The organism is Pseudofrankia sp. EUN1h, assembly GCF_001854645.1.
Taxonomy (GTDB): Bacteria; Actinomycetota; Actinomycetes; order Frankiales; family Frankiaceae; genus Pseudofrankia; species Pseudofrankia saprophytica.
In genome coordinates, this window is sequence record NZ_MBLN01000058.1 from 242,675 (window position 1) to 265,739 (window position 23,065).

The 23,065-nt window shown below is 72.9% G+C and carries 20 protein-coding genes and 2 pseudogenes; 13 read left to right on the top strand and 9 right to left on the bottom strand.

The window, feature by feature from the left end; genetic code table 11:
- Window positions 1–56: 56 nt before the first annotated feature.
- Together poxB and BCD49_RS45905 are read right to left on the bottom strand one after the other, a co-directional pair.
- Window positions 57–1,793, bottom strand: coding sequence for a ubiquinone-dependent pyruvate dehydrogenase (gene poxB / locus BCD49_RS21305; RefSeq protein ID WP_071041826.1), 1,737 nt, complete (start codon window positions 1,791–1,793; stop codon window positions 57–59).
- A 373-nt stretch (window positions 1,794–2,166) separates the two neighbouring features.
- Window positions 2,167–2,790: a TetR/AcrR family transcriptional regulator gene (locus BCD49_RS45905; RefSeq protein WP_007513865.1), complete on the bottom strand. Its 624-nt coding sequence runs from the start codon at window positions 2,788–2,790 to the stop codon at window positions 2,167–2,169.
- A 129-nt stretch (window positions 2,791–2,919) separates the two neighbouring features.
- On the opposite strand from BCD49_RS45905, the gene BCD49_RS21315 reads away from it, so the two are divergent.
- From BCD49_RS21315 to BCD49_RS44205, 7 genes and pseudogenes are all read left to right on the top strand, one after another.
- Window positions 2,920–3,348 (top strand): ester cyclase, encoded by a 429-nt coding sequence (locus BCD49_RS21315; RefSeq protein WP_007513867.1) that lies wholly within the window; start codon window positions 2,920–2,922, stop codon window positions 3,346–3,348.
- Between the two features lie 238 nt (window positions 3,349–3,586).
- Window positions 3,587–3,733, top strand: a pseudogene (locus tag BCD49_RS46445) (D-2-hydroxyacid dehydrogenase family protein); the annotation flags it as partial.
- Between the two features lie 211 nt (window positions 3,734–3,944).
- Window positions 3,945–6,359, top strand: a complete 2,415-nt coding sequence (locus BCD49_RS21320) for a GGDEF domain-containing protein (RefSeq protein WP_051466313.1) — start codon at window positions 3,945–3,947, stop codon at window positions 6,357–6,359.
- A 61-nt stretch (window positions 6,360–6,420) separates the two neighbouring features.
- On the top strand, window positions 6,421–6,945 hold the full coding sequence (locus BCD49_RS21325) for a PadR family transcriptional regulator (RefSeq protein WP_007513871.1): 525 nt from the start codon (window positions 6,421–6,423) through the stop codon (window positions 6,943–6,945).
- A complete protein-coding gene (locus BCD49_RS21330; RefSeq protein WP_007513872.1) occupies window positions 6,942–7,631 on the top strand; it encodes an ABC transporter ATP-binding protein in 690 nt (229 codons plus the stop codon). The genes BCD49_RS21325 and BCD49_RS21330 overlap by 4 nt, the downstream gene beginning before the upstream one ends.
- Entirely contained in the window at window positions 7,628–9,805 is a 2,178-nt protein-coding gene (locus BCD49_RS21335) for an FtsX-like permease family protein (RefSeq protein ID WP_007513873.1), read from the top strand. Before BCD49_RS21330 ends, BCD49_RS21335 begins: the two co-directional genes overlap by 4 nt.
- Window positions 9,806–9,878: 73 nt before the next feature.
- Window positions 9,879–10,955 carry a class I SAM-dependent methyltransferase gene (locus BCD49_RS44205; protein ID WP_241832368.1) on the top strand — a complete coding sequence of 359 codons (1,077 nt, stop codon included), beginning with the start codon at window positions 9,879–9,881 and terminating at the stop codon, window positions 10,953–10,955.
- Between the two features lie 42 nt (window positions 10,956–10,997).
- On the opposite strand, the gene BCD49_RS21345 is transcribed toward BCD49_RS44205, so the two are convergent.
- Window positions 10,998–11,477, bottom strand: a complete 480-nt coding sequence (locus tag BCD49_RS21345; protein WP_007513875.1) for an Lrp/AsnC family transcriptional regulator — start codon at window positions 11,475–11,477, stop codon at window positions 10,998–11,000.
- 106 nt (window positions 11,478–11,583) lie between these two features.
- On the opposite strand from BCD49_RS21345, the pseudogene BCD49_RS46450 reads away from it, so the two are divergent.
- Together BCD49_RS46450 and BCD49_RS46455 are read left to right on the top strand one after the other, a co-directional pair.
- Window positions 11,584–12,492, top strand: a pseudogene (locus tag BCD49_RS46450) (EamA family transporter); the annotation flags it as partial.
- Window positions 12,493–12,687: 195 nt separating this feature from the next.
- Window positions 12,688–13,038: a GNAT family N-acetyltransferase gene (locus tag BCD49_RS46455; protein ID WP_425343347.1), complete on the top strand. Its 351-nt coding sequence runs from the start codon at window positions 12,688–12,690 to the stop codon at window positions 13,036–13,038.
- Here BCD49_RS46455 and BCD49_RS21355 read toward each other — a convergent pair.
- A complete protein-coding gene (locus tag BCD49_RS21355) occupies window positions 13,019–14,398 on the bottom strand; it encodes an FtsX-like permease family protein (RefSeq protein WP_007513877.1) in 1,380 nt (459 codons plus the stop codon). The genes BCD49_RS46455 and BCD49_RS21355 overlap by 20 nt on opposite strands.
- Window positions 14,395–15,150, bottom strand: coding sequence for an ABC transporter ATP-binding protein (locus tag BCD49_RS21360; protein ID WP_007513878.1), 756 nt, complete (start codon window positions 15,148–15,150; stop codon window positions 14,395–14,397). The genes BCD49_RS21355 and BCD49_RS21360 overlap by 4 nt, the downstream gene beginning before the upstream one ends.
- Before the next feature lie 334 nt (window positions 15,151–15,484).
- Between BCD49_RS21360 and BCD49_RS21365 the strand changes: the two genes are divergently transcribed.
- Complete coding sequence (locus tag BCD49_RS21365) at window positions 15,485–17,146, top strand: GGDEF domain-containing protein (RefSeq protein ID WP_007513879.1); 1,662 nt, start codon at window positions 15,485–15,487, stop codon at window positions 17,144–17,146.
- A gap of 91 nt (window positions 17,147–17,237) precedes the next feature.
- Here the strand turns inward: BCD49_RS21365 and BCD49_RS21370 are convergent, their stop codons facing one another.
- The 4 genes from BCD49_RS21370 to BCD49_RS21385 form a co-directional block, all read right to left on the bottom strand.
- A complete protein-coding gene (locus BCD49_RS21370) occupies window positions 17,238–18,212 on the bottom strand; it encodes an intradiol ring-cleavage dioxygenase (protein WP_071041809.1) in 975 nt (324 codons plus the stop codon).
- A 44-nt stretch (window positions 18,213–18,256) separates the two neighbouring features.
- Complete coding sequence (locus BCD49_RS43185) at window positions 18,257–18,550, bottom strand: hypothetical protein (protein ID WP_131803535.1); 294 nt, start codon at window positions 18,548–18,550, stop codon at window positions 18,257–18,259.
- A 74-nt stretch (window positions 18,551–18,624) separates the two neighbouring features.
- The gene (locus BCD49_RS21380; RefSeq protein ID WP_071041811.1) at window positions 18,625–19,566 is read right to left on the bottom strand and encodes an SDR family NAD(P)-dependent oxidoreductase; all 942 of its coding nucleotides are present in this window, start codon (window positions 19,564–19,566) and stop codon (window positions 18,625–18,627) included.
- Window positions 19,563–20,369: an SDR family NAD(P)-dependent oxidoreductase gene (locus BCD49_RS21385; protein ID WP_007513882.1), complete on the bottom strand. Its 807-nt coding sequence runs from the start codon at window positions 20,367–20,369 to the stop codon at window positions 19,563–19,565. The genes BCD49_RS21380 and BCD49_RS21385 overlap by 4 nt, the downstream gene beginning before the upstream one ends.
- Before the next feature lie 205 nt (window positions 20,370–20,574).
- Between BCD49_RS21385 and BCD49_RS21390 the strand changes: the two genes are divergently transcribed.
- The 3 genes from BCD49_RS21390 to BCD49_RS21400 all read left to right on the top strand — a co-directional run bounded on the left by BCD49_RS21390 (window position 20,575) and on the right by BCD49_RS21400 (window position 22,976).
- The gene (locus tag BCD49_RS21390) at window positions 20,575–21,519 is read left to right on the top strand and encodes an SHOCT domain-containing protein (protein WP_007513883.1); all 945 of its coding nucleotides are present in this window, start codon (window positions 20,575–20,577) and stop codon (window positions 21,517–21,519) included.
- Window positions 21,520–21,655: 136 nt separating this feature from the next.
- The gene (locus BCD49_RS21395) at window positions 21,656–22,126 is read left to right on the top strand and encodes a DUF1203 domain-containing protein (RefSeq protein WP_007513884.1); all 471 of its coding nucleotides are present in this window, start codon (window positions 21,656–21,658) and stop codon (window positions 22,124–22,126) included.
- Window positions 22,127–22,277: 151 nt separating this feature from the next.
- The gene (locus tag BCD49_RS21400) at window positions 22,278–22,976 is read left to right on the top strand and encodes an NADPH-dependent F420 reductase (RefSeq protein WP_007513885.1); all 699 of its coding nucleotides are present in this window, start codon (window positions 22,278–22,280) and stop codon (window positions 22,974–22,976) included.
- Window positions 22,977–23,065: the final 89 nt, after the last annotated feature.

The following is a 23,065-nucleotide window of genomic DNA, read 5'->3' on the forward strand; positions in this document are numbered from 1 at the left end:
TCGACCGATTTGTCGGGGATCGGACCGCCGTCAGCGGACCTAGCGAGGCCTTCTGGTCACTCTGCGTCCAGGTCCCGCAGGTTGGTCCTGGCCAGCTCGACGAGCTCGTCCCCACCGCCGGACACGATCGTCCTCGTCGCGTACAGGGTGAAGCCCTTCATCTGGCCATACGTGAGCTTCGGGGGAAGCGCGAGCTCGTGGCGGGCCGTGTGGACGTCGACCAGCGCCGGGCCGTCGTGCGCAAACGCTGCGGCCAGCGCCTCCTCCAGCTCGCTCGCGCTCTCCACCCGCGCGCCGAACAGACCGGCGGCGCGGGCGATCCCGGCGAAGTCGGGGTTGTCGAGCTCCGTGCCGTAGGTGACGATGCCGCCGGCCTTCATCTCCAGCTCGACGAACGACAGCGCGCCGTTGGTGAACACCACGACCTTGACCGGCAGCCGCTGCTGGCGCAGCGTGATCAGCTCGCCGAGCAGCATCGCGAGGCCGCCGTCGCCGGACAGCGCGATGACCTGTCTGCCCGGCTCGKCCGCCTGCGCGCCGATGGCCTGTGGCAGGGCGTTCGCCATGCTGCCGTGGTTGAACGAGCCGATCAGCCGACGGGTGCCGTTCATGTGCAGGTAGCGGGCCGCCCAGATGGAGGGCGTGCCGACGTCGGCGGTGAAGACCGCGTCGGCGGTGGCGAGCCGGTCGACCGTGGCGGCGGTGTACTGCGGATGCAGCGGGGTGCCGTCCCGACCGGGGCGGGCCAGGCGATCCAGCCGGGTCCGAGCCCGCCGGTAGTGCGCGATCATCCGGTCCAGGTGCGCGGAGTCGCTCTTGACGGCGATCAACGGCAACAGGGCGTCGATCGTGTCCCTGACGGTGCCGACCAGCGGCACCTGGACCGGCACCCGGCGGCCGATCTGCTCGCCCCGCACGTCCACCTGGATCACCGGGACGCCCTCGGGCAGGAAGGGCCGGTAGGGAAAGTCGGTGCCGAGCATGACCAGGGCGTCGCAGTGCTCCATCGCCCGATACCCGGAGCTGAACCCGATCAGCCCGGTCATCCCCACGTCGTAGGGGTTGTCGGGTTCGACGACGTCCTTGCCGCGCATCGCGTGCACGACCGGCGCCTTCAGCGCCGCGGCGAGCCCGACGAGCTGGTCGTGCGCGCCGGCGCAGCCCGCGCCGGCAAGGATGGTCACCCGGCTGGCGGCATTCAGCACTCGCGCCGCGTCCGCCAGCGCCGGCTCGTCCGGGCGGACGACCGGCCACACGGCCCGCACCGGCGCCGGCGCGGGACCCCCGGCGGCCTCGGCGAGGAAGATCTCACCGGGGACGATGATCACGGCGACCCCGCGACGCTGCAGTGCCGCGCGCATCGCGAGCTCGAGCAGGCGCGGAAGCTGCGCCGGGATGCTGGCCAGCTCGCAGTAGACGCTGCACTCGCGGAACAGCAGTTCCGGGTGGGTCTCCTGGAAGTAGCTCCCGCCGATCTCCTCCCGCGGGATGTGCGCGGCGATCGCCACGACCGGCACCCGACTGCGGTTCGCGTCGTACAGCCCGTTGATCAGGTGCAGGTTGCCCGGGCCGCAACTGCCCGCGCACACCGCGAGCTCCCCGGTCAGCGCCGCCTCCCCGGCCGCCGCGAACCCGGCCGCCTCCTCGTGCCGGACGAGCTGCCAGGAGATCGCGCCGTCGCGGCGCAGGGCGTCGGTGAACCCGTTCAGCGAGTCGCCAGGGATCCCGTACACCCGCCGCACTCCGGACACCCTCAGCGTCGTCACCATCACGTCGGCCACCGTGGTCGCCATCGGCTGCTCCTTGCCACGAACCGGCCATGCGGGCGGGAAGGCGCCAGTCAGGGCGGTCACGCCCCAAGCCGGTTGGACCGTCATCCGCCGACGTCAGTCAGCCATGCCGCCGATGTCGGCCGACCGGGCCCGGAGCCCTGACAGGGGTGTCGCGTGCGCGGCCTCGCGGAAGCGAGGTCCGGGCTCCTGTTCGGCGGCGCCGCCATCATTCTGCGGGGGTCCAGTCGATTGTGCTGGCCCAGCTCTCCGCTCGGGTGATGATCTCGGTGACGAGCGGGCCCTTGGCATCCGCGCTGTCATGATCCCCGCCGTGGGCAGCGCCGCTCACCGCCGTCCCGCGGCGACGGCGCGATCGCGACGCGGTCCGGATGGCTCATTCGCGCCTCGACGGGTCCGGGTCGAGAAGCTCACGGATCAGGGCGTCAGCCACCCATTCCTCGAACGCGTCGGGCGCCCAGCCGGACTCGACGACCAGCTCGCCGTAGACGCCGGGGGCGGCGAGCGCGCGGTAGATCGCCTGGGCCTGGGGGACGGGGACGCGCAGCGCGCCGTCGAGCGAGGCGACGATCATGTCCATCACCTGGTTGCGGCCGGCCAGCTTGGCCTGCAGGAGCGCCCTGGTCTCGGCGTCCTCGTCCGAGGCGGCCGCGAAGAGGGTCACCACGTCGAAGCCGGCCTCGTACAGCGTCCGCAGCCAGTGGGCGGCGGCGCGCAGACGCGACCTGGGGTCGGGCTCGGCGACCGCCGCCTGGGCGAGCTCACGGGCGCGGGCCTCTTCCAGCCATCGTTCGCAGATCGCCGACAGGATCTCCCGCTTCGCACCGAAGGCCGAGTAGACGGTCCGGGCCGCGACGCCGGCCTCGGCGGCGATCGCGTCCATGCTCGTCGCCCGGTAGCCCCGAGCCGCGAACAGGCGGCGGGCCGCCTCGGCGATCCGCTCGCGGGTCTGCTGGGCCTGAAGTTGTCGGTAGCTGGACGTGTTGACAGGCGGAGCCACGTGGGTACAGTAGCACTGCTTTCGATGCAGTAGTACTGCATCGACGGCAGAGACAGCGCAGTGAAAGCAGTTCAACTGCATCAGACGAGAGCCCGCGCACCCGGTACCGATCATGAAAGGAAGCAGGCTGTGGAAACCGAAGCGAACAAGCGCACCGTCCGCCGCGTCTTCGAGGAGGCCTTCACTCAGGGCAACCTCGACGCCGTCGACGCGTGCCTGGCCCCCGACGCCGTCGACCGTCATCCCTTCGCCGAGGACGAACCCGACTTCCGCGCGCACCTCAAGGGCACCATCCGCATGCTGCGCGCGGCCCTGCCCGACCTGGAGACCACGGTCGAGGATCTGATCGCCGAGGGCGACCGGGTCGCCGCCCGGGTCCACCTGACTGGCACCCACACCGGTGGGCCCCTGTTCGGGGCCGAGGCCACCGGTGGCCGGGTCGCGGTCGAGCAGTTCCACATCGTCCAGTGCGACGACCAGGCCCGTGGTGTCCGGCACTGGGCCTACGTCGGCATCGACCAGCTCCAGCGTCAGATCGCCGCGACGCCCGGGCGCTGAGGCCACCACCCTTCACATCCGGCGGCGGCCCTGCCCGGGGCCGTCGCCGGGAGGAGCCCATCATGACCAGGCCCACCAGCGCCGATACCCCGTCATCCGTCTCCTCGACCGACGCCGCGACCGTCGACCGGCTGGTCCGGGAGCAGTTCGCCGTCATCGAGACCGGAGACCTCCGCCTCGCCGACACCAACGTCACGCCGARCTTCGTCAACCACCATGACCATGTTCAGGACGTCGACTTCTCACGATGCCGGGTGTCGTCTGCACGCCCCACATCGGCTACGTCACCAGGGACGAATGGGAGCTGCAGTTCGCCGACGTCTTCGACCAGATCAACGCCTACGCCGCCGGCACGCCGATCAACGTCGTCAATCCCGAAGCCCTCCGGTCCGCCCGTCACGACGAGCGTCCTTGTACACCCATGGACACGACGTTCTTTCGCCGTCGCCAAGGGCACCAGATCGATGATCTATATCACCCTATGAATCCAGTTGGGTACCACTCGCTAATCAGGGGTACGACCGCCCCAGGCGGCCGGACCGTCGGTGCCCTTGTCCGCATCGAATCGGGGCCGGCGGGAGGGGGACTGGCTGCGGATGGGCAACGGCGCAACGACATCAGCCGATCCGCGGACGGGTCCGGATGCGCGCCGGTTCGCCGTCGGGCTCGCCGGGTTCGCGGTGGCCGTGACGGTCTGCGCGCTGGTGTTGCCCGCCGGCGAGGCATTGACGGCCGTCCGCGTGGCCAACGCCACGGCCGTCGTCGTCAGTACCGGCGTCTGCGCCTGGGCGGCGAGCCGTCATCACGGGATCGAGCGGTGGTGGCGCGCGCTGATGTGCGTGATGCTCCTGATCGGGGCGGTGATGACCGTGCCGTACCTGTTTCTCGTGGCGGAACAGGGGCAGGCGATCCCCAAATACAACGCCATCGCCCTGCTCATCTTGCTTCTGCCCCCCGCCTCCGGGCTGGCCGGGCTGATGCTCTACCCGTCCGAGCCGTTCGACGTCACCATTCGGGGTCCGACCGGACGCCATGACCGCTACTGGCTCCTGGTGATCGTCCTGGACAGCCTCATCGTGACCGGCGCGCTCGCGCTCCTGGCCTGGATCGTCATCCTCCAGGGCGTCGTCCGTCCCGGTATCCGGTCCCCGACGGTGCTGTATTCCTTTGGGCTGACGGCGGTCTCGCTGGTGCAGGTGCTCGCCGTGATTCTCGTCCTGGCATTCCGCCGGCTCCGGCGCCCGAGTGGCCTCGTCGTGCTCGGCCTCGGGCAGCTCGCGTGCGTCTTCTCGCTGTTGGTCCAGCTCGACGTCCAGGTCCGCGGGGCGACGGACTACACGCACCTGTTCGATCTCGGCTACGTCGTGGGGCCGCCGATGATCGCGTTGGCCACCCTGTTGCCGACAACGGCGTCGGCATCGGCCCTCGGACCGGGGGACGCCGACCGGCCCGAGGCGCCCGCCCGTAGTCCACGGCGCCGCTGGTGGCAGGCCGCGTTGCCCTACCTGCCGCTCCTGACCGCCAGCGGATTCGCCCTGGCCACGATCTCGCAGCAACGCGGGCTGACCGTGGAGATGTGGGGACTGCTCTTGCTGCTGTTCCTCACCCTCGCCCGCCAGGTGGTCACCCTGGCGGACAACCTCCGGCTGGTTGACCGGGTCGAGGAGGACCAGATCGCCCTGCGCCACCTGGCCTTCCACGACCCGCTGACCGGGCTGGCCAACCGTGCGCTGTTCACCGACCGGCTCGCGCACGCCCTGAACCGGCAGGCCCGGGCTCCCGGCCGCCTCGCCGTGCTCTTCTGCGACCTCGACGGCTTCAAGCACGTCAACGACACGCTCGGGCACGCCGCGGGCGACGAGCTGCTGCGGCTGACGGCCCGTCGTCTGCGCGCCGCCGTGCGCGCCGCCGACACCGTCGCCCGCTTCGGCGGCGACGAGTTCGCGATCCTGCTCGAGGCCGACGACCCGGCAGAGGCGGCCCGGCGGCTCACCGACGCCGTCAGGGAACCGTTCCTGCTCGCCGACACCTACTACGTCGTGCGGGCCAGCACGGGAATGGCCGTGGTCGAGCCCGCCGCCGAGCCGGTCACCGCCGAGACGCTGCTGCATCACGCCGACCTGGCGATGTACACGGCCAAGGCCAAGGGCGACGGTGGCCTGACCCTGTACACCCCGCGGCTCGCCTCGCCGGACACCCTGTCCGCGCTGCACACGGCACTGGGGGCGGCGATCCGCGGCGACCCAGCCGGCGGACGTCTCGAGGTGGACTACCGGCCGATCGTCGAGCTCATCAGCCGGACCTCGGTGGCGCACGAGGCCCGGCTGACCTGGCACCATCCCACCCTCGGCACGGTGCCAGCCGACCGGATGCTGACCGCCGCCGCCTCGGCCGGCCTCGCGCCCGCCCTCGACGATCTGCTGCTCCAGACTGCCTGCGCTCACGCCGCCGACCACCAGGACGCGGCGGGCGGACCACTGCCTGTCCACATCCCGCTGTCCACGGCCCAGCTGACCGGCCGGGACATCACCCGGCAGATCCTGGCCGCGATGGACACCACCGGTGTACGGCCGCAGACGCTGGTGCTCGAGCTCGTGGGCACCTCCCGCACGCCCGATCTGCATGCCACGGCGCGCTCTCTCGGGCGCCTGCACGACCTCGGAGTGCGGATCTCGCTGGCCAGGGTGGGCACCACCGACACCGCCCCGGACGCGCTGCGCATCCTTCCCGTCGACATGATCGTCCTGCACGAGTCACTCATCGCGGCGCTCACCGGGACGCGGCACGAGCCGGCCACGGCCGCGCTCTCGCACGGCTACCTGACCGCGGCGCTCCGACTCGGGCTGACCGTGATCGCCGATGGTGTCGCCGACGAGTCCACCGCCGCCCGCGTCCACGGCATCGGCTGCCGCCAGGCAGCCGGCCGGCTCTTCGGCGACTGGCACCCCGAGCGGTCCGGTGGCCTGGCCGCGATCCGCCCCCGTCGTCAGTCACCGATCGAGCGGCTGTAGCACCCATCCCTCTACCCCCGGGGTATATACGCAGGGTATACGCTCAGGTTATATTGCTCGCATGAGCGTCCCCCTGACCCTCCTCGGCCTGCTCGAGCGCGAGCCCAGCCACGGCTACGACCTCAAGCGCGACTACGACACCTTCTTCAACCGCGGCAAGCCCCTGCCGTTCGGGCAGGTCTACGCCACACTCAGCCGCCTCACCCGCGACGGCAAGATCGTGATCGGCGACGTCGAGCCGGGCGTCGGGCCGGACCGCAAGCGCTATGTCATCACCGACCTCGGCGCGACCGAGGTCGACACCTGGCTGACCGAACCGGTGGAGCCCGAGCCCAACCTGCAGACGGTGCTGTTCAGCAAGGTCGTGCTGGCGCTGATGCTGGGCCGCCCCGCCGAGGAGTACCTCGACACCCAGCGCGCCGCGCACCTGCGGCGGATGCAGGAGCTCACCACGGTCAAGCGCGGCGGCGACCTCGTCGACGCCCTGCTCGCCGACCACGGGCTGTTCCATCTCGAGGCCGACCTGCACTGGATCGACACGACGGCCGTCCGGCTGGACGCCCTGCGTACCGTGGTGACGGCATGACGGCCGGTGGGGGCGTGACAGCCATCGAGGCGCGCGACGTCGTCCTGTCGTTCGGCGAGACCCCGGCGCTGCGCGGCGCGAGCCTCGCCGTGGATGAGGGCGAGATCGTCGCCATCATGGGCCCGAGCGGCTCCGGCAAGTCCACCCTGCTGCACTGCCTGGCCGGGATCCTCGTGCCGAGCGCCGGCGAGATCCACTTCGGGGGCGACCGCGTCGACCAGCTGGGCGAGAACGAGCGCAGCGTCCTTCGCCGGGACCGGTTCGGGTTCGTCTTCCAGTTCGGGCAGCTCGTGCCGGAGCTGACCGCCCAGGAGAACGTCGCGCTCCCGTTGCTTCTCGGCGGCATCCGGCGGGGGGCGGCGATGGCCGCGGCCCTGCCCTGGTTCGAGCGGCTCGGCCTTGCCGGACTGGAGCGGCGCCGGTCGGGTGAGCTCTCCGGTGGTCAGGCGCAGCGGGTGGCGCTCGCCCGCGGCCTCGTCGCCCGGCCGAGCGTTTTGTTCGCCGACGAGCCGACCGGAGCGCTCGATTCCATCACCGGCGAGCAGGTCATGAACCTGCTCGTCGACTCGGCCCACGAGCAGCACACCACCGTCGTGCTCGTCACCCACGAGGCCCGGGTCGCCGCGTACGCCGACCGGCAGGTCATCGTGCGCGATGGCAGGGTGAACGCGCTGGTGCACTCGTGATCCGGTTCGCGGTGCGGCTGTCGGTGGCCGGCGGGCGGGAGGCCCTCGTCCGGCTGGTCATCATCGCGGGCGCGGTGGCGCTCGGCGTCGCCATGCTGCTCGCGCCTGTCGCGGGCCTGAACGCGGTGGGCGCGCAGAACCAGCGGTACGCCTGGCTCAACACCGCTGCCGGCCCGGCGGCCCGCGGCGGCGACGGGATGCTGTGGCTGATCCGCGGCGACTACTACCACGGTCGCACGATCGGTCGGGTCGAGGTCGCCGCGCTGGGATCGGACGCGCCGGTACCGCCGGGCATCCCCCGGCTGCCGGGCCCCGGTGAGTACTACGTCTCCCCCGCGCTGGGCGAGCTGCTACGAGCCACGCCCGCGGCGGAACTCGCCGACCGCTTCCCCGGCCGCGGGGTCGGCACCATCGGCAGGTCGGCGCTGCCCTCCCCCGACTCGCTGCTCATCGTCCTCGGCCGCCCACCCGCGGACCTCAGGGCGCTGGGGGCGACCCGGGTCACGCAGATCATGACCACCACGCCGAGCGCCTGCCGCGACTGTTACATCGGGTTCAACGCCGACATCATGGCGGTCACCCTCTCCGTCGTCGCCGTGTCGCTGCTGTTCCCGGTGCTCATCTTCATCGGCACCGCGACGCGGCTGGCCGCAGCCCGCCGCGAGCAGCGCTTCGCGGCGATGCGGCTGGTGGGCGCGACGCCGAGGCAGATCTCGCTGCTGTCGGCGGTGGAGTCGACGCTCGCGGCCGCCGTCGGCACCGCCGTCGGGTTCGGCCTGTTCCTCGCGATCCGGCCAGGGCTGGCCGGGATAGCGTTCACCGGCGAGCGGTTCTTCCCCGCGGACCTGTCGCTCACAGCCCTGGATGTGCTGCTGGTCGCCCTCGGGGTACCGGCCAGTGCTGTCGTGGCGGCCGGGCTGGCGCTACGCCGGGTCCGGATCTCGCCGCTCGGCGTGACGAGGCGGGTCACGCCCCGCTCGCCGCGTGCCTGGCGGGTGTTTCCGCTCGCCGCCGGGCTCACGGAGCTGGCCTTCTTCATCGGTCGGCGGCCCGACGCGACGAGCGGCCAGCTCATCGCGTACTTCACCGGCTTCGTACTGATCCTGATCGGGCTGCTGCTGGCCGGGCCGTGGCTCACGATGCTGGCCGCCCGCCTGCTGGCCGGCCGGGCGAGCCGGCCGGCCGCGCTCATCGCGGGACGGCGCCTCGCCGACGACCCGCGGGCCGGCTTCCGGTCGGTCAGCGGCCTGATCGTCGCGCTGTTCGTGACCAGTGCGGCGACCGGGGCCATCACGACGTTCGTCGCCAACCGCGGCGCGCCCCGCACCGACTCCGTGGCGACGACGAGCGTGCGTAAGATCTTCTGGCCCGAGGATGGCCCGGCGCCGACGGCGGCCCAGCTCCCCGCCGGGCTCGGGGCGATCCCCGGCGTCCGCAATGTCACGTTGGTCCACCGGGACACCGACCCGGAGAAGTGGCGACCAGTGATCACGTGCGCCGAGCTGGACCGTCTGGCGGTCTACGGCCGCTGCCCGCCCGGCGCCCAGGTCGCCACCGTCGCCCCCGGCCTCGTCGGCTCGGCCAGCGCGGGAATCGACGCCATCGAGGCGGTCGACGTCACGCCCGCCGAGGTCACGCGGATGCCCATCCTGTCCGTGGTCGTCGACACCACCGACCAGGCGGCGTTCGAGCGCGCCAGGACCATGCTGGAGAACGCGTTCCCCCAGGGACAGCTGCCGGCGAGCGAGGGCGAGTGGGAGGCCGACGGCGCGCGGCCGCTGGTGCGGTTCCAGCAGCTGGCGAACGTGGTCATCCTGTGCAGCCTGCCGATCGCGGGCTGCGGGCTGGCGGTCAGCGTGGCCGGCGGGCTCAGCGACCGCAGGCGACCGTTCAGCCTGCTGCGGCTGACCGGGGTGCAGCTCGCGACGCTGCGCCGGGTGGTCGCGATCGAGAGCGTGGTACCGCTGCTGGTCACCGCCGCCGTGGCGATCGGCATGGGGTTCCTCGCCGCGCAGCTGTTCCTGCGCGCGCAGCTCGACTACACGCTGGTCGCGCCGGGCTGGGTGTACTACGCCGTCGTCGCCGGTGGGCTCGCGCTCTCGCTGGCGGTCATCGCCTCGACGCTGCCACTGCTGCGGCGGATCACCGGCCCGGAGACGGCACGCAACGACTAGCCGGACAGGCCTTGGCCCGGCTGTCCGGTCCGATGGCCACCCGGTCCGCCGGGTGGCCATCATGGTGCCCGTGGTGGACGGTGTGACGGCGGCGGCCGTGGAGTCGGAGATGACCAGCGAGCAGGTCGGCCGCTGGCTGGCGGTTGCCGGCACGATCGCCGGGATGGTGCCGCCGGGCGCGGTTCGGGTTCTCGTCGACGGCTCCGGGGCCGGGGCCATGCCCGCCCTGCTCGCGGACCGGCTGGCGGACCGGCTGGCGGACCGGCTGCGCGCGGACGGTCGCCCCTGCCGCCGGCTGGCGGGCGCGCCGCCGGCGGCGGCGAACGGTGGCACGACGGGCGGCGAGGACGACGCCGACCTGGTGGTGCTCGCGGACGGTCCGCGCTGGCGCGCCGAGCCGGCCGGCGGCGAGTGGGATGTCGTCGTCTGGTTGCGATCCCGCTCGGCGCGGCGCGACGACCGCGACGACGAGCGTCGCCCGGACGTCGTCGTCGACGTGGACGACCCGGCGTGGCCGGTGATCAGGCGCGTCGCGTCCCGGCTGGCCGGCGACGGGAGCTGGCATGTCAGCGAGAGCCAGGCGTTCTTCGGCGTCCGCGCGGCCACGTGGGACACGAAGTTCKGGGACGACCTGCCCGCGTACGCCGCCGCCGTCGGCGAGATCGGGCTGCGCCCCGGCGCGGTCGTGCTCGACGCGGGCTGCGGGACCGGGCGCGCCCTGCCCGCGCTGCGCGACGCGGTCGGACCGGCCGGCACGGTGATCGGCCTGGACCTGACCCCGGAGATGCTCGTCGCCGCGCGGCATGCGGGCCGAGACGCCGACGTGGCGCTGGTGCTCGCCGATGCCCGCCGCCTGCCCATCCCCACCGGCACCGTCGACGCGGTCTTCGCCGCCGGCCTCGTGCACCATCTGCCGGACGTGCCCGGCGGCCTCGCCGAGCTCGCGCGGGTCAGCCGCCCCGGCGGACGGCTTGCGATCTTCCATCCCTCGGGCCGCGCCGCCCTGGCGGCCCGCCACGGCCGCGCCCTGCGCCCGGACGAGCCGCTCGCCGTCACCCGCCTCGAGCCACGGCTTGCCGCCACCGGCTGGCGCCTGGACAGCTATGACGACCCGCCGCACCGCTTCCTCGTTCTCGCCACCCGCGAGTAGGACTGGTCACCGCGAGCGGCGACGAACGCCTGTCCGGATCCCTCAGACCGGATCCTGGACCGGCAGCGGCAGTGGCCGGGGCGGGACGGGGCTGGACACGACGATGGAGCTGATCGTCTGCCCATATGCCAGGAACCGGTCGAGGACGGATTCAAGGCCCGCCACGGTCGGGGCGTGGACCTTGAGCAGGAAGCAGTCCTCGCCGGTGATGCGGTGGCACTCGCTGACCTGATCGGTCGTCCGGGCGAGGGCGGCGAGTTTCTCCAGCCGCCCGGGTATGGGACGGACTCGGACGAACGCGGCGACCGGTAGGCCGACGGCCGCGGGGTCGACGTCCATGCGGAATCCGGTGATCACGCCGTTGCGCCGCATGCGCTGCACGCGCTCGGTCACCGCCGGGGACGACATGCCGACCCGACGGGCCAGCTCCGACATCGCGATCCGGGGATCGGCGTGCAGCTCGGCGAGCAGGCGCGCGTTGACGTCGTCGATCCGCTCGTCGTCATATCGACGGTCAGCCACCTAGATCACCTACATTCCGAAGGAAGTTCCCGAGCAGGGCCTTCGATCACCCATGGAGTAGCTGGCTCCAGGCTTTGAGAATAGATCCGTGGCAGCGTGCGGCGGGGTGACGGCGACGATCCACGGCCCCAGCCGGGTCGGACGCACGGTCGGGGCACTGCCACCCGCGTCGTTCTTCGGGGTCAGCGCGGTCTTTCACTACCTGGGCCCGTCACTGGCTGTGCTGCTGTTCGCCCGGGTCGACGCCCTGGGTGTGGCCTGGCTGCGCATCGCCTCGGCCGCGGTCGTCTTCGCCGTCTGGCGGCGGCCCTGGCGGGCTCTGCGCCGGTTGCGCGGGCGGGACCGGTGGGTGCTTGTCGGTCTCGGCGGCGTGCTGGCCGGCATGAACTCGCTGTTCTACCTGGCCGTCGACCGCCTTCCGCTGTCGACGGTGGGGGCTGTCGAGTTTCTCGGCGTCGTCGCGTTGGCCGCCGCCGGCGCCCGGACCCGGCGCAACGTCCTCGCGCTCGCGCTGGCGATCGCCGGGGTGCTCGTCCTCACCGATGTCCGGCTGGCCGGACAGCCGCTCGGGTTCGTGTTCGCGTTCGCCAACTGCGCCGGGTTCATGCTCTATGTGATGCTCGGTCACCGCGTCGCCACCGCGAGCGCCGCGGCCGCCGACGACCACGCTCCCGAGCCGATGGGCGGCATCGACCAGCTCGGCGCGGCGATGCTGGTCGCGGCGTTCGCCGCGACGCCCGCCGGCATCGCCGCCGCCGCGCCCGCCTTCACCCATCCGGTCTGGCTTGTCTGGGGCATCGGCGTCGGCGTCTGCAGCTCGGTCATCCCCTACGTGGCCGACCAGCTGGCGATGGCCCGACTCCCCCGGGCCACGTTCGCGCTCATGCTCGCGCTGCTGCCCGCCGCCGCCGCGGTGATCGGCCTGGCTGTCCTCGGCCAGGTGCCGACCTGGCGCGACCTGGCTGGCATCGCCCTCGTCATCACCGGCGTCGCCGCTCACCAGCCCGCGGGCCGGCCGGTGGCGGCGTCCCACGAGCCCTCTCGGCGGGTTCCGCGAGACCACCGGCACGGGCGAGGGCGGGCGGGCCAGGGCGAGAATGGGGCGGTGAGCGCTGACGAGCCGGCGGAGGTCCGTCTCGAGCGGGTGGGAGCCGAAGTGACGCTGCCATTGCGGCAGCGGGTGCTGCGGCCACACCAGACGGTCCGTGACGTGGCGTTCCCGGGTGACGACGAGCCGGACAGCGCCCATGTGGTCGCCGTCCTGGCGGACGGGACCGTCGTCGGGACCGTGTCGGTGCTGCGGGAGGCGGCGCCCTGGGGGGCGGCTGGCTGGCGCCTGCGGGGCATGGCGACCGACGAGGCGATGCGCGGCCGCGGGATCGGGGCCAGGCTGTTCGCGGCCGTGGTCGGCCACGTCCGCGACCAGGGCGGCGGGCTGCTGTGGTGCAACGCCCGTGTGCGCGCCGTCCCCTTCTACGAACGGGAAGGGCTGCGCACGCGGGGTGAGGTGCGGGAGGAGCCGGGCATCGGCCCGCACGTCGTCATGTGGCGGGACGTCTGACCTCCCCCAGCGCGGTCCGCATGGTCGCGCGGGCGGCGAACCGGCCGGCGCCCAGGGTGAGCAGGACGACGACGACGGCGACCAGTGGCGCGATCCACAGCTGGGCGTCCGGGACGACGCCCTCGTGGCGGGCGACCGAGAAGGGGATCACGGTCGCCAGCGAGCCCAGGGCGCCGAGCACCAGGCCCACGACGGCGACGACGGCCGCCTCCGCGACCACGGACCGCCTGACCTGCGTCGGGGTGGCGCCCATGAGCCACAGGCGGCGCAGCTCGGCCCGGCGGTCGGCGACGCCGGCGGCGAACGCGTTGACGACCATGATGGCCGCGAACAGGGACGCCATCCCGACGACGACGTTGTTCAACAGGTTGATCGTGTCGGAGTCCTCGGTCCCGCCGGGCAGGGTACGGGTGTCGATGCTGACCAGCATGAGCGTGCCGATCGCCGCCGACGTCAGCACGATCACCGGGGCGAGCACGGCCGCGAGCCGGTGCGCCCGCCGCCGGGCGTTGTACGCCGCGAGGTAGCCGGCGCCCCGGCCGCGGAGGCCCGTGACCACCCCCGCGAGCGGGGCCGACAGCCAGCGCAGCAGCAGCGGCGCGAGCAGGGCCAGGCCGAGGCCGACCAGGATCGAGCAGCTCCCGCTCGTCTGCATCGCCGCGTACGGGTCGTCGGAGTTCGCCGTCACGGTGATCGTCACGACGCCCCCGCCGATGCCGTAGGCGATCAGGAGCAGCGCCCCCACCACCCGGTACCAGCGCATCCGGCCGGTCTCCGCGTCGCTGTCGCGCAGCGTCACGCCGGCGGGCGCGCGGGTCGCCCGCCGGGCCGCGACCGCCGCCGCCGCGACGCTGGTGAGCACGACCAGACCGGCCGCGGCGCCAAGGGACGCGGGCCCCGCCGCGTACCCGACGGAGGCCGAGACGAGGTGGCCGCGCAGCAGGTCGAGCAGCAGCCAGCCGGTGCCGGCGGCGAGCATCGCGCCGACGAGCGCGCCGCAGGCGGCGACGGCCAGCGCCTCCCGGCGAATCAGCCGGCGGGCCTGGCGCGGGGTCGCGCCGAGGGTGCGCAGCAGCCCGATCTCGCCGGCCCGCCGCGCCGCGGTGAGGCCGACCGTCGAGGCGACGGAGAAGAGCACGATCAGCGTGCCCCAGCCGCCGACGACGGCACCCATGATGATCAGAGTCTCCCGGTCGGCGTCCCGGTCCGGCGCGGTGGGGCCGAGCGCGAGCGCGGTCTCGACCAGGGTGGCGAACGAGCCGATCAGCGCGGTGCCGAGCAGGACCGCGAGGAAGGTCGCGACCTGCGCGGTCATCCGGTGCCGCAGCGACCGGAGCGCGAGACCCGTCAGCCCGCTCATCGCCGCGCCACCCGCTCGTCGAGGTGGGCGGCGTGGGCGGCGACGACGTCCGCGGTGGGCGCCTCGATCCGACCGGCGACGCGGCCGTCGACGAGGAACACCACCGCGTCGGCGTAGGCCGCGGCCACCGGGTCGTGGGTGACCATGACGACCGTCTGGCGGAACTCGTCGACGCACGCCCGCAGGAGCGCGAGCACGTCCCGGGCGGTCGCCGAGTCGAGCGCGCCGGTTGGCTCGTCGGCGAGGACGACCGCCGGGTCGGTGACCAGGGCGCGGGCGATCGCGACCCGCTGCCGCTGCCCGCCCGACAGCCGCCCGGGCAGGTGGTGGGCGCGGTCCGCGAGCCCGACCAGGTCGAGCAGGCCGCGCACCCGGGCCCGGTCGGGCCGCCGCCCGGCGAGCCGCGGCGGCAGGCCGACGTTCTGCTCGGCCGTCAGGTAGGGCATCAGCTGGAAGTCCTGGAAGACGAAGCCGATGCGCTCCCGGCGCAGCCGGGAGCGGCGGTCCTCGTCCCAGTCGGTGACGTCCGTCCCGGCCACCAGCACCCGGCCGCCGGTCGGCCGGTCGATCCCGGCGGCGCAGGACAGGAAGGTGGACTTGCCGGAGCCGGAGGGGCCCATCACGGCCGTGAAGGTGCCGCGGGGGAAGGCGAGGTCGACGCCGTCGAGGGCGTGCACGGTTCCCGCGCCCGCGCCGAAGGTCCGGGTCAGGCCCTGTGCCTCCAGCGCTGAGGCGACTGGCGGGGCTGTCATGAGATCACTCCAGGCGAGTAGGCCGTTCGTGGCGGGTAGCGACACTCACGCTAGAAACGGGTCCGCCCGCGCACGAGGGGCCTGAACCGCCGCCGTGGGTGGGCCTAGCCCCACCGTCCGCGCGGGCGGCCGACGACGTGCCGTCGCGGATCCGCGTCCGCACCTGGCGAGGGCCGCCGACGGCCACAAGGCAGACGAGATCGGCTACGGCATGACATGCATGAGGGCGTCCGACCCCGGCGGGCAGAGGCGGGCGCCCCCGGTCGACCGGACCCACCAGATCATCACTGAATGAATTCGGTTGATTGCGGTAAGCTACCGGTGGGATGCAGTGATGTCTGGACTCCGCGGCGTCGACGCCGCAGACAGGCTGTGGCGTCCGACCGGTCTGGGCCGCGCGCCACGGTTGTTCCGGTATGCCGTCGTCGCCTCCGTAGCGCTCCTCGGGCTCGATGTCGCCCTCGCGGCGCTGCTGGAGCTGCACACCGCCCGAGTCGCCACGGACCTCGTCAACGCCACCCTCCAGCTCGCCGCCGCGATCGCCTGCTTCTGGTCCGCCCGGCGGGTGCATGGCGCGGAGCGCCGCTGGCGGGTGCTCATCGCCATCACCGCCGCGGGCGGGATGTTGGCGAGCCTGTCGGTGATGCCGGCGCTCCTGGCCGGCCGCATGCCCCACCAGGGCGGCATCTCMGCCGGGTACGCCGCCTTCCTCGTCCTCTACGTCCTGGCCCTGGCCGGTCTGCTGTCCCTGCCCACCGACCGGGTCGGTGAGCACGGCGGCGATCTGGGCCGGCGGCGGCACAGCGCCTACCGCTGGTACACGATCACCCTGCTGGACTGCATGCTGATCGTCGGCTCGATCGTCCTGCTGCAGTGGGGGATGACGCTCGCCACGCTCGTCCAGGCAGGCCACCACACCGAGACGTTCGAGCTCGCCCTGATCCACCAGGTAGCCGGTCTGATCCTCGCCGCCGCGGTTGTGCTGATCGCCACCTTCCGCCGGCCGCGCGCCCCGGTGGTACTGGCCCTGCTCGGCACCGGCCTGCTGGCCTACGCCGTCACCACCAATCTCATGCCCTACGTAGCGGCGGTGCATGGGCTGGAGCTGCCGCCCTGGGGCATGGTCGGGTTCGCCCTCGCCTATCTGCTGATCTTCCTCGCCGCGCTCGCCCCCGTTCCGCGCCCCACGCACCCGGACGGCCCCGCTCCACCCGGCCCGCGGGCGATGTGGGCACACGCCGTGCTGCCCTACGCGACGCTCGTGGCCGCGGGCCTCCTGGTCGTCGACAAGCGGCTCGCCGGGGTCCGGCTCGACCTGTTCGAGACCTACGGCATGATCGCGCTGGTGGTGGTGGCCCTGATCCGACAGATGGTCACCGTCGCCGAGAACACCCGGCTGCTCACCGAGACCCAGGAACAGCAGGAGCAACTGCACCACCAGGCATTCCACGACCCCCTGACCGGCCTGGCGAACCGGGCGCTGTTCACCCGACGTCTACAGCGGGTCCTCGCCTGCGCCCCCGATGGCGACGGCACCAGGATCACCGCCGATTACGCCCCCGACACACGAGTGTCCCTTCTGTTCCTGGACCTCGACGGCTTCAAGCGGGTGAACGACACGTTCGGCCATGCCGCCGGCGACGAGCTCCTCAAGATCATCGCCGACCGGCTGCTGACGGAGACCCGCGCGGTCGACACCGCCGCCCGTCTTGGCGGCGACGAGTTCGCCGTCATCCTCGACGGCGGCGGCCCTGACGACCCCCGCCACGTCGGCGAGCGGCTCGCCGTCGCCATCCAGGCGCCCTGCCTGCTGGTCGGACAGCACTACACCCCTAGCGCCAGCCTGGGCATGGTCATCCTCGACAGCGTCGCGTCCCGGCCCACCAGCCCCGACGTCCTGCTCCGCCAAGCCGACCTGGCCATGTATACGGCCAAACGGGGACGAACGGGGACGGTCGTCGTCTACCACCCCGCCCTCGCCGAGAGCGCCAGCTGAGTCCTGGGACCGGCGGGGCGGCCCCGCCGACCTCGCCGGCCGGCATGGGCGCCCGGAGTAGCCGCGCGCTCAGGGGCTGTCGGGCACACTGTCAGCCCGGCTGGCCGCCGGGCGGCTGACCGCCGGGCATGCCAGCCGTCTGACCGTTGCCCGAACTGGTGGTGGTGTCGACACCGACGGCGAGGGTGACGGTGTAGCCGGCGGTGGTGGAGCCGGTCACGGTGGCGAGTTGCTGGGCGCCGCCGTCGTCCCCGAACACGTTGTCGCTGGTGAGGCTGACCTTGGAGAGGTTCGCCACGGACGCCTCGTAGCCAGACTGCGCGTAGACCTGGTCGCAGATGTCCTTGGGCAGCGCGACTTGGGACGTGGCGATGGCCTTGCTGGCGTCGGTGATGCTGGCCTGGTCGGGGTAGACCTCGAAGTGGATGTGCGGCCACCGTCCGCTGTAGCACGCCGGGAAGATGCTGGTGAAACGCACCTTGCCGCCCGTGTCGGCGACCTGGACGCCGCGCAGGTAGTTCTGGTCGGTGACGCCCTGCGAGTACATCGAGTAACGGCCCTCCCGGTCGCAGTGCCACACGTAGACGGCCACACCGGTGAATGCGCCACCACCTGCGAGGTCGGCGATCGTCAGTTCCAAGGTCATGGGGACGCCCTTGGCGGTATCCGTAGCCGTCCCGAAGCTGGACCGGATGTCGCTACGCACGACGCCGCTCTGCTGGAGCACGTCGGGACCGTTGGAACCGTCGCCGGGGTACGGACCCGCCGTCTCCTCCGGGATCTCCCCCGACGCGCCGCTCGTTGACGTGGACGCCGTCGCACCGGCGGTCGTGGACCCGGCCGTCGCGGCACCGGCGGTCACGCCCRCCGACGTGCCGGAGCCTGACCCGCACGCCGCCAGGCCCGCCGTCGCCGCGCCGAGCCCCACCATGGTCAGAAGCCGCCGCCGGCTCAGCAGGGTGCCAAGGTCGAACGCGAGTCCCTGGTCGACGACATCCTCCGCCGGCCGGGCGAGCGGACGTCCCTCATAGGACGAGATCCCATCGGTCCGCTGTTTCCTGGTCACGCGCGTCCTCCTGTGACGATCGGATGGTTCCGCGCTTCACAGCATCACAGGATCAACTTTGCCCCGGCTGTGCGCTCGCTGTGCTGCGCCTTTGCAACCTCCCGTCCACCCCCGGCGACGTCCGGGCATCTCGGCACCCGGCAGCGCGGCGTCGAAGCCGCCACCGACGCTGGCACGTCGGCTCGCCGGTCCTCGTCATCGGCCTCGCCGCGGGCGGCGGCCTCGCCGCGGGCGGCGGCCTCGCCGCGGGCGGCGGCCTCGCCGCCCTTCTTACCGCCACGACCCTCGCGACCCGCCGCCGGCGGCGGGTCGCCCGAACCACCAGGCGCGGCGCTCACCGGACCTGACCGTGCCGCTCGCCGCGCCTCCCCGCCGCTCACCGTGCCCCTCGAAACCGCCGTCCGCCGGCTCGTCAACGCTGGTCGCCGCGGGCGGCGGCCTCGAGGGCCGGGGCGACCGCGGTGACGCTGATCGTGTCCCCGTTCGGCACGGCACCGTCGGGCTGGCGCAACAGCCACGCGACGACGGCACCCACCGCTTCGGGAGGCCGCCCGTACTCGGCGACCCAGCGCAGGTCGGGGCGGGCGAGCACCCGCTCGGTGGCGACCGGTCCAGGCTCGACGTTGAAGCACCGAATACCGCGCCCGCCCAGCTCGGCGGCGATCGCGCCGGCCATCCGGTGGAAGCCGCCTTTGCTGCACCCGTAGGTGACCGCCCAACCGCCGGCCGTGCCCGGGCCACTGCGCGGGTCGGTCGTCCCGGCGGCCGAGGTGATGCCGACGACCGTGCCGCCGCCCGCGTCGACCATCGCCCGGACCACCCGCTGGGTGAGCAGCAGCTGCGCGGTCAGGTTGGCGTAGATCCGGCGTTCGATCTCGGTCCGGCTCACGTCGAGAAAGCCGGCGTCGCCGCCCGGCCCGACGTAGATGGCGTTGTTGACGAGCACGTCGAGCCGGCCGAACGCGTCGAGCACGCCCTCCACCGCCGGGGCCAGCTGGTCGGCGTCGAGCAGGTCGAGCCGCACCGGCACGACCCGGGCGCCGAGCGCCGCCRCCTCGGCCGCCGTCGAGTCCAGGCTGCCCGGCAGGCCATGGGGGCGGTCGCCCTCGCGGACGGTGCGCGCCGTGATCGCGACGTCGTAACCGTCGGCGGCGAGGGCAAGTGCGACGGCCCGGCCGATGCCGCGGCTAGCACCGGTGACCAGCGCGGTGGGGCGCCGGCCCCGCTCGCTCCGATCGCCCTGCTCGTCGCGCGGCTGGGTGCCCTGCTGGGCAGCCGGCTTGGCGACCGACTGGGCAGCGGGCTGGGTACCGGCCTGGGTGGCCGTGGACTCGGTGGGCTCGTATGCCGTCATGACTCGGGAAGCTCGGGCGCCCAGGAGACGCCGTTGATGTGGCTGCCGCCGTCGACGAAGAGTGTGTTGCCGGTCAGGTAGCGGGCGTCCTCGCTGGCAAGGAACACGGCGACACCGCCGATGTCGGCCTCCGGGTCGCCGAGGCGTCCCATCGGGTTCATGGCCGCGGCGCCGGCGAGCAGCGCCGGGTCCTGCTGAGCGAGCCGTTCGAAGGCGGCCGACCGCGCCGCCGGGCAGATGACGTTGGCGACCACCCCGTACGGCGCCCATTCCCGGGCGGCCGTCCGGGTGAGGGTGCGCAGCGCCTCCTTGGCGGCGTTGTAGTCGAGCGAGCCGACGTGCGCGTTCACCCCGTTGAGCGAGCAGATGTTGACGACGCGGCCCCACCCCTGCGCCTTCATCAGCGGGAACGCCGCCTGCATCGCCCAGAACGGCCCGTAGAAGCCGACCCGCAGGGCGTGGTCGAGCTGGGCATCGGTCTTGCGTTCGGCCCGGCCGAGTCCGCCGCCGCTCCAGGCGTTGTTGACCAGCACGTCGACCGTGCCGAACTCGTCCTTGGCCGTGTTCACCGCGGCGACCACCTGGGCCCGGTCGCTGACGTCGGTGAGCACGAACCGGACGTCACCGCCGACGTCCGCCTCCAGCTCGGCCGCCGTCGCGCGCCCCAACGGCTCGTTGTACTCGGCGATGACGACCTTGGCTCCCTCGCGCAGGAATCGGCGGGCGATGCCGCGCCCGATCCCCTCCCCCGCGCCGGTCACGATCGCCACCCGTCCCGCCAGACGACCCGTCGGACCTGTCACCGGTACTCCTTCGCCCTGACGTCACGCGGACGGGCGGACCGTACGGGCCGAGACCTGGCGGGGTCAATCGTTTCTGATGACCCGTCAGATCTGGCGACGGGCGCGGCGGGGCTCCGGCCAGCCGAACGTGCGCGAGATCCGGGTCCATACGATCGGCGTTGTCGACGTGACCGACGATCCACCTTCGCCGGATAGGGGCAGTCCGATGCTCTGGCGTCACCTCAAGGCACAGCTGATCGTCCAGTTGTGCGGCGGCCTGGTCGGGCCGATCTTCCTGCTCGTGTACTTCTCGACCGGCCCGGAGAATCGTCATCTGCTCTCGTGGATGCTCGTCGCGGGCCTGCTGATCACGGCGATCGACGTGGTGGTCGCCATGCTGCTGGCTCGCGCCGACACCAGCGCGGTCATGCTCATCGGCCGGGCGGCCTTTCCCGGTCGGGCGGGCTTTGCCGGTCGGGCGGCGTTCCTGGGCCAGGCAGTCACCGGAACCGGCACGCGGGCCGCCGAGCTGGAGCGTGACGGTGTGCTGGCGCTCGCCCGGATCACCGGCATGGCCGAGACCGGCATCAGCGTCAACGACCAGCCGCTGGTCGGGATCCGCCTGCGCGTCGAGGGACCGGGCTTCGCGTTCGACGCCCAGGAACAGGCGGCTGCCGGGGTGACCCGCATGGCCACCCTCAACGCGCGCAAGGTCGTCGTCCTCGTCGACCCGGCCACCCAGGCCGTCGCCATCGACTGGGACCGCAGCGCCCTGGTCAACGGCCAGGTTCTCGCCCGGTTCACCCTCGCCGAGGACGACACGGCCTATGACCTGACCGGCCAGGCCGGCCCGCTGCTGGAGATCCTGCGGATCCTGAAAGCCCACGACATTCCGTTCGACCGGATGGTCGACGCCCGCTCGAACCCGGACCTGCGCGACCAGCTGCGCGCCGTGGTGCGACAGGCCACGGCCCGCGAGGGCACGGCCCGCGAGGGCACCGCGGCCTGGTCCCCGCCGACCACCGACGCCGACGGCGCGCCCACGTTGCTGACCAAGCCGAAGCGGCCCGCGGCCGAGCGTCTGCGCGAGCTCGACGCGCTCCGCGCCACGGGCGCCATCAGCGACACCGAGTACACGACCAAGCGCGACCAGATCATCGCCGAGATCTAGCCGCCTCCGCCTTGCGCCCCTGACCCGCTCGGCGACCCGAGGGCTTCGCCGGGCAGGTCGGCCGAGTTCGCCCACGCCCGGGCGCGATGGCGAAAATCCGCCAGACACACCGGACCGTCGATCGAATGATGAAGGCATGACCACCGCGATCACCACCGCCTACCGCCTCCGGCCGATCGATCCTGACGACGCCGACCGGCTGCGTGCCGAGCACCCGGACGCGCCGGTGTACGCCGTCGACGCCCACCCGGGCTACCCGTGCCGGCAGTGCCTGCGGGACGCGGCCGTGGGCGAGGAGGTGATCCTCGTGTCGCACGATCCGTTCACGGCCGACAGTCCCTACCGCTCGGCGAGCCCGATCTTCCTGCACCGCGCCCCCTGCGAGCCACCTTCGGACCTTCACGCCCTTCCGGCGCAGCTCGCCGGCCGGCAACTGTCCGTCCGCGCCTTCGACGGAGACGCGGTGATGATCGACGCGGCTGTGATCGCTGGCACCGACCTCCCCGGGACGCTCGACCGCTTCTTCGCACTCGAGGCGTGCGACCACGTCCACGTGCACAACGCGAGCCGTGGCTGCTGGGCCACCCGTGTCGACCGCGCTCGCTGACCAGCGAGACCGCCTGCCTTCCGAACCATGAAAAGCGCGCCTTTGTCACCGTTGTCACCGCTGTCACCGCTTGGCGGGCAGCTCGCCACAGCTGGTCGCCGGCTCGCCCCAGACCGGGAATGCCGTCCCGCGGCCAGGTGGTTGCGCAGGCATGACGACGATCGGACTGATCGGAAGCGGGAACATCGGCTCGACCGTGGCCCGGCTGGCGGTCGCGGCCGGCCACGACGTGGTGCTGAGCAACTCGCGCGGTCCCGAGACGCTGGCCGGCCTGGTGGCCGAGCTGGGTCCCCGGGCGCGGGCCGGCACCGCGGCCGAGGCGGCGAGGGCCGGCGACCTGGTGGTCGTGACCATCCCGTTGCGGGCCTACGAGAGCGTTCCGGTGGAGCCACTCGCCGGCAAGATCGTGCTCGACACCTGCAACTACTACCCGCAGCGTGACGGGCAGATCGCCGAGCTCGACGACGAGAGCACCACGACCAGCGAGCTGGTGGCGCGCCACCTGCCCGGCTCGAAGGTCGTGAAGGTCTTCAACAACATCTACTTCAAGCACCTGCTGTCGCTGGCGCGCCCGGCCGGGGCGCCGGACCGCTCGGCGCTGGCGATCGCCGGGGACGACGCCGACGCGAAGGCCGCGGTCGCCGTGTTCCTCGACCAGATCGGCTACGACACGGTCGACGCCGGCCCGCTCGCCGAGGGCTGGCGGTTTCAGCGCGACACGGCCGCGTACGCCGGGCTCTACTTCGGTCCGGATGGACGCGCGGGCGACGCGGGCGAACCGATCGACGGCGCTGCCCTGCGCACCAAGCTCGCCGCCGCCCGCCGCTACGCCGACACCGCCGCCGGCTGACCCCAGAGCGGATCATCCGCAGACGCCACAGCCCACCATCCACCGCGACCGCCGATACCTGACAAATGGGCACCGCCTGGGCGGGTTAC

What these genes read in the sequence shown, in the direction of transcription:
- BCD49_RS21355 (WP_007513877.1), bottom strand. Translation starts at nt 14,398, where the DNA reads ATGAGCGGGCTGACGGGTCTCGCGCTCCGGTCGCTGCGGCACCGGATG.
- BCD49_RS21325 (WP_007513871.1), top strand. Translation starts at nt 6,421, where the DNA reads ATGAGCGTCCCCCTGACCCTCCTCGGCCTGCTCGAGCGCGAGCCCAGC.
- BCD49_RS21360 (WP_007513878.1), bottom strand. Translation starts at nt 15,150, where the DNA reads ATGACAGCCCCGCCAGTCGCCTCAGCGCTGGAGGCACAGGGCCTGACC.
- BCD49_RS21400 (WP_007513885.1), top strand. Translation starts at nt 22,278, where the DNA reads ATGACGACGATCGGACTGATCGGAAGCGGGAACATCGGCTCGACCGTG.
- BCD49_RS21330 (WP_007513872.1), top strand. Translation starts at nt 6,942, where the DNA reads ATGACGGCCGGTGGGGGCGTGACAGCCATCGAGGCGCGCGACGTCGTC.
- BCD49_RS21395 (WP_007513884.1), top strand. Translation starts at nt 21,656, where the DNA reads ATGACCACCGCGATCACCACCGCCTACCGCCTCCGGCCGATCGATCCT.
- BCD49_RS21320 (WP_051466313.1), top strand. Translation starts at nt 3,945, where the DNA reads ATGGGCAACGGCGCAACGACATCAGCCGATCCGCGGACGGGTCCGGAT.
- BCD49_RS21390 (WP_007513883.1), top strand. Translation starts at nt 20,575, where the DNA reads ATGCTCTGGCGTCACCTCAAGGCACAGCTGATCGTCCAGTTGTGCGGC.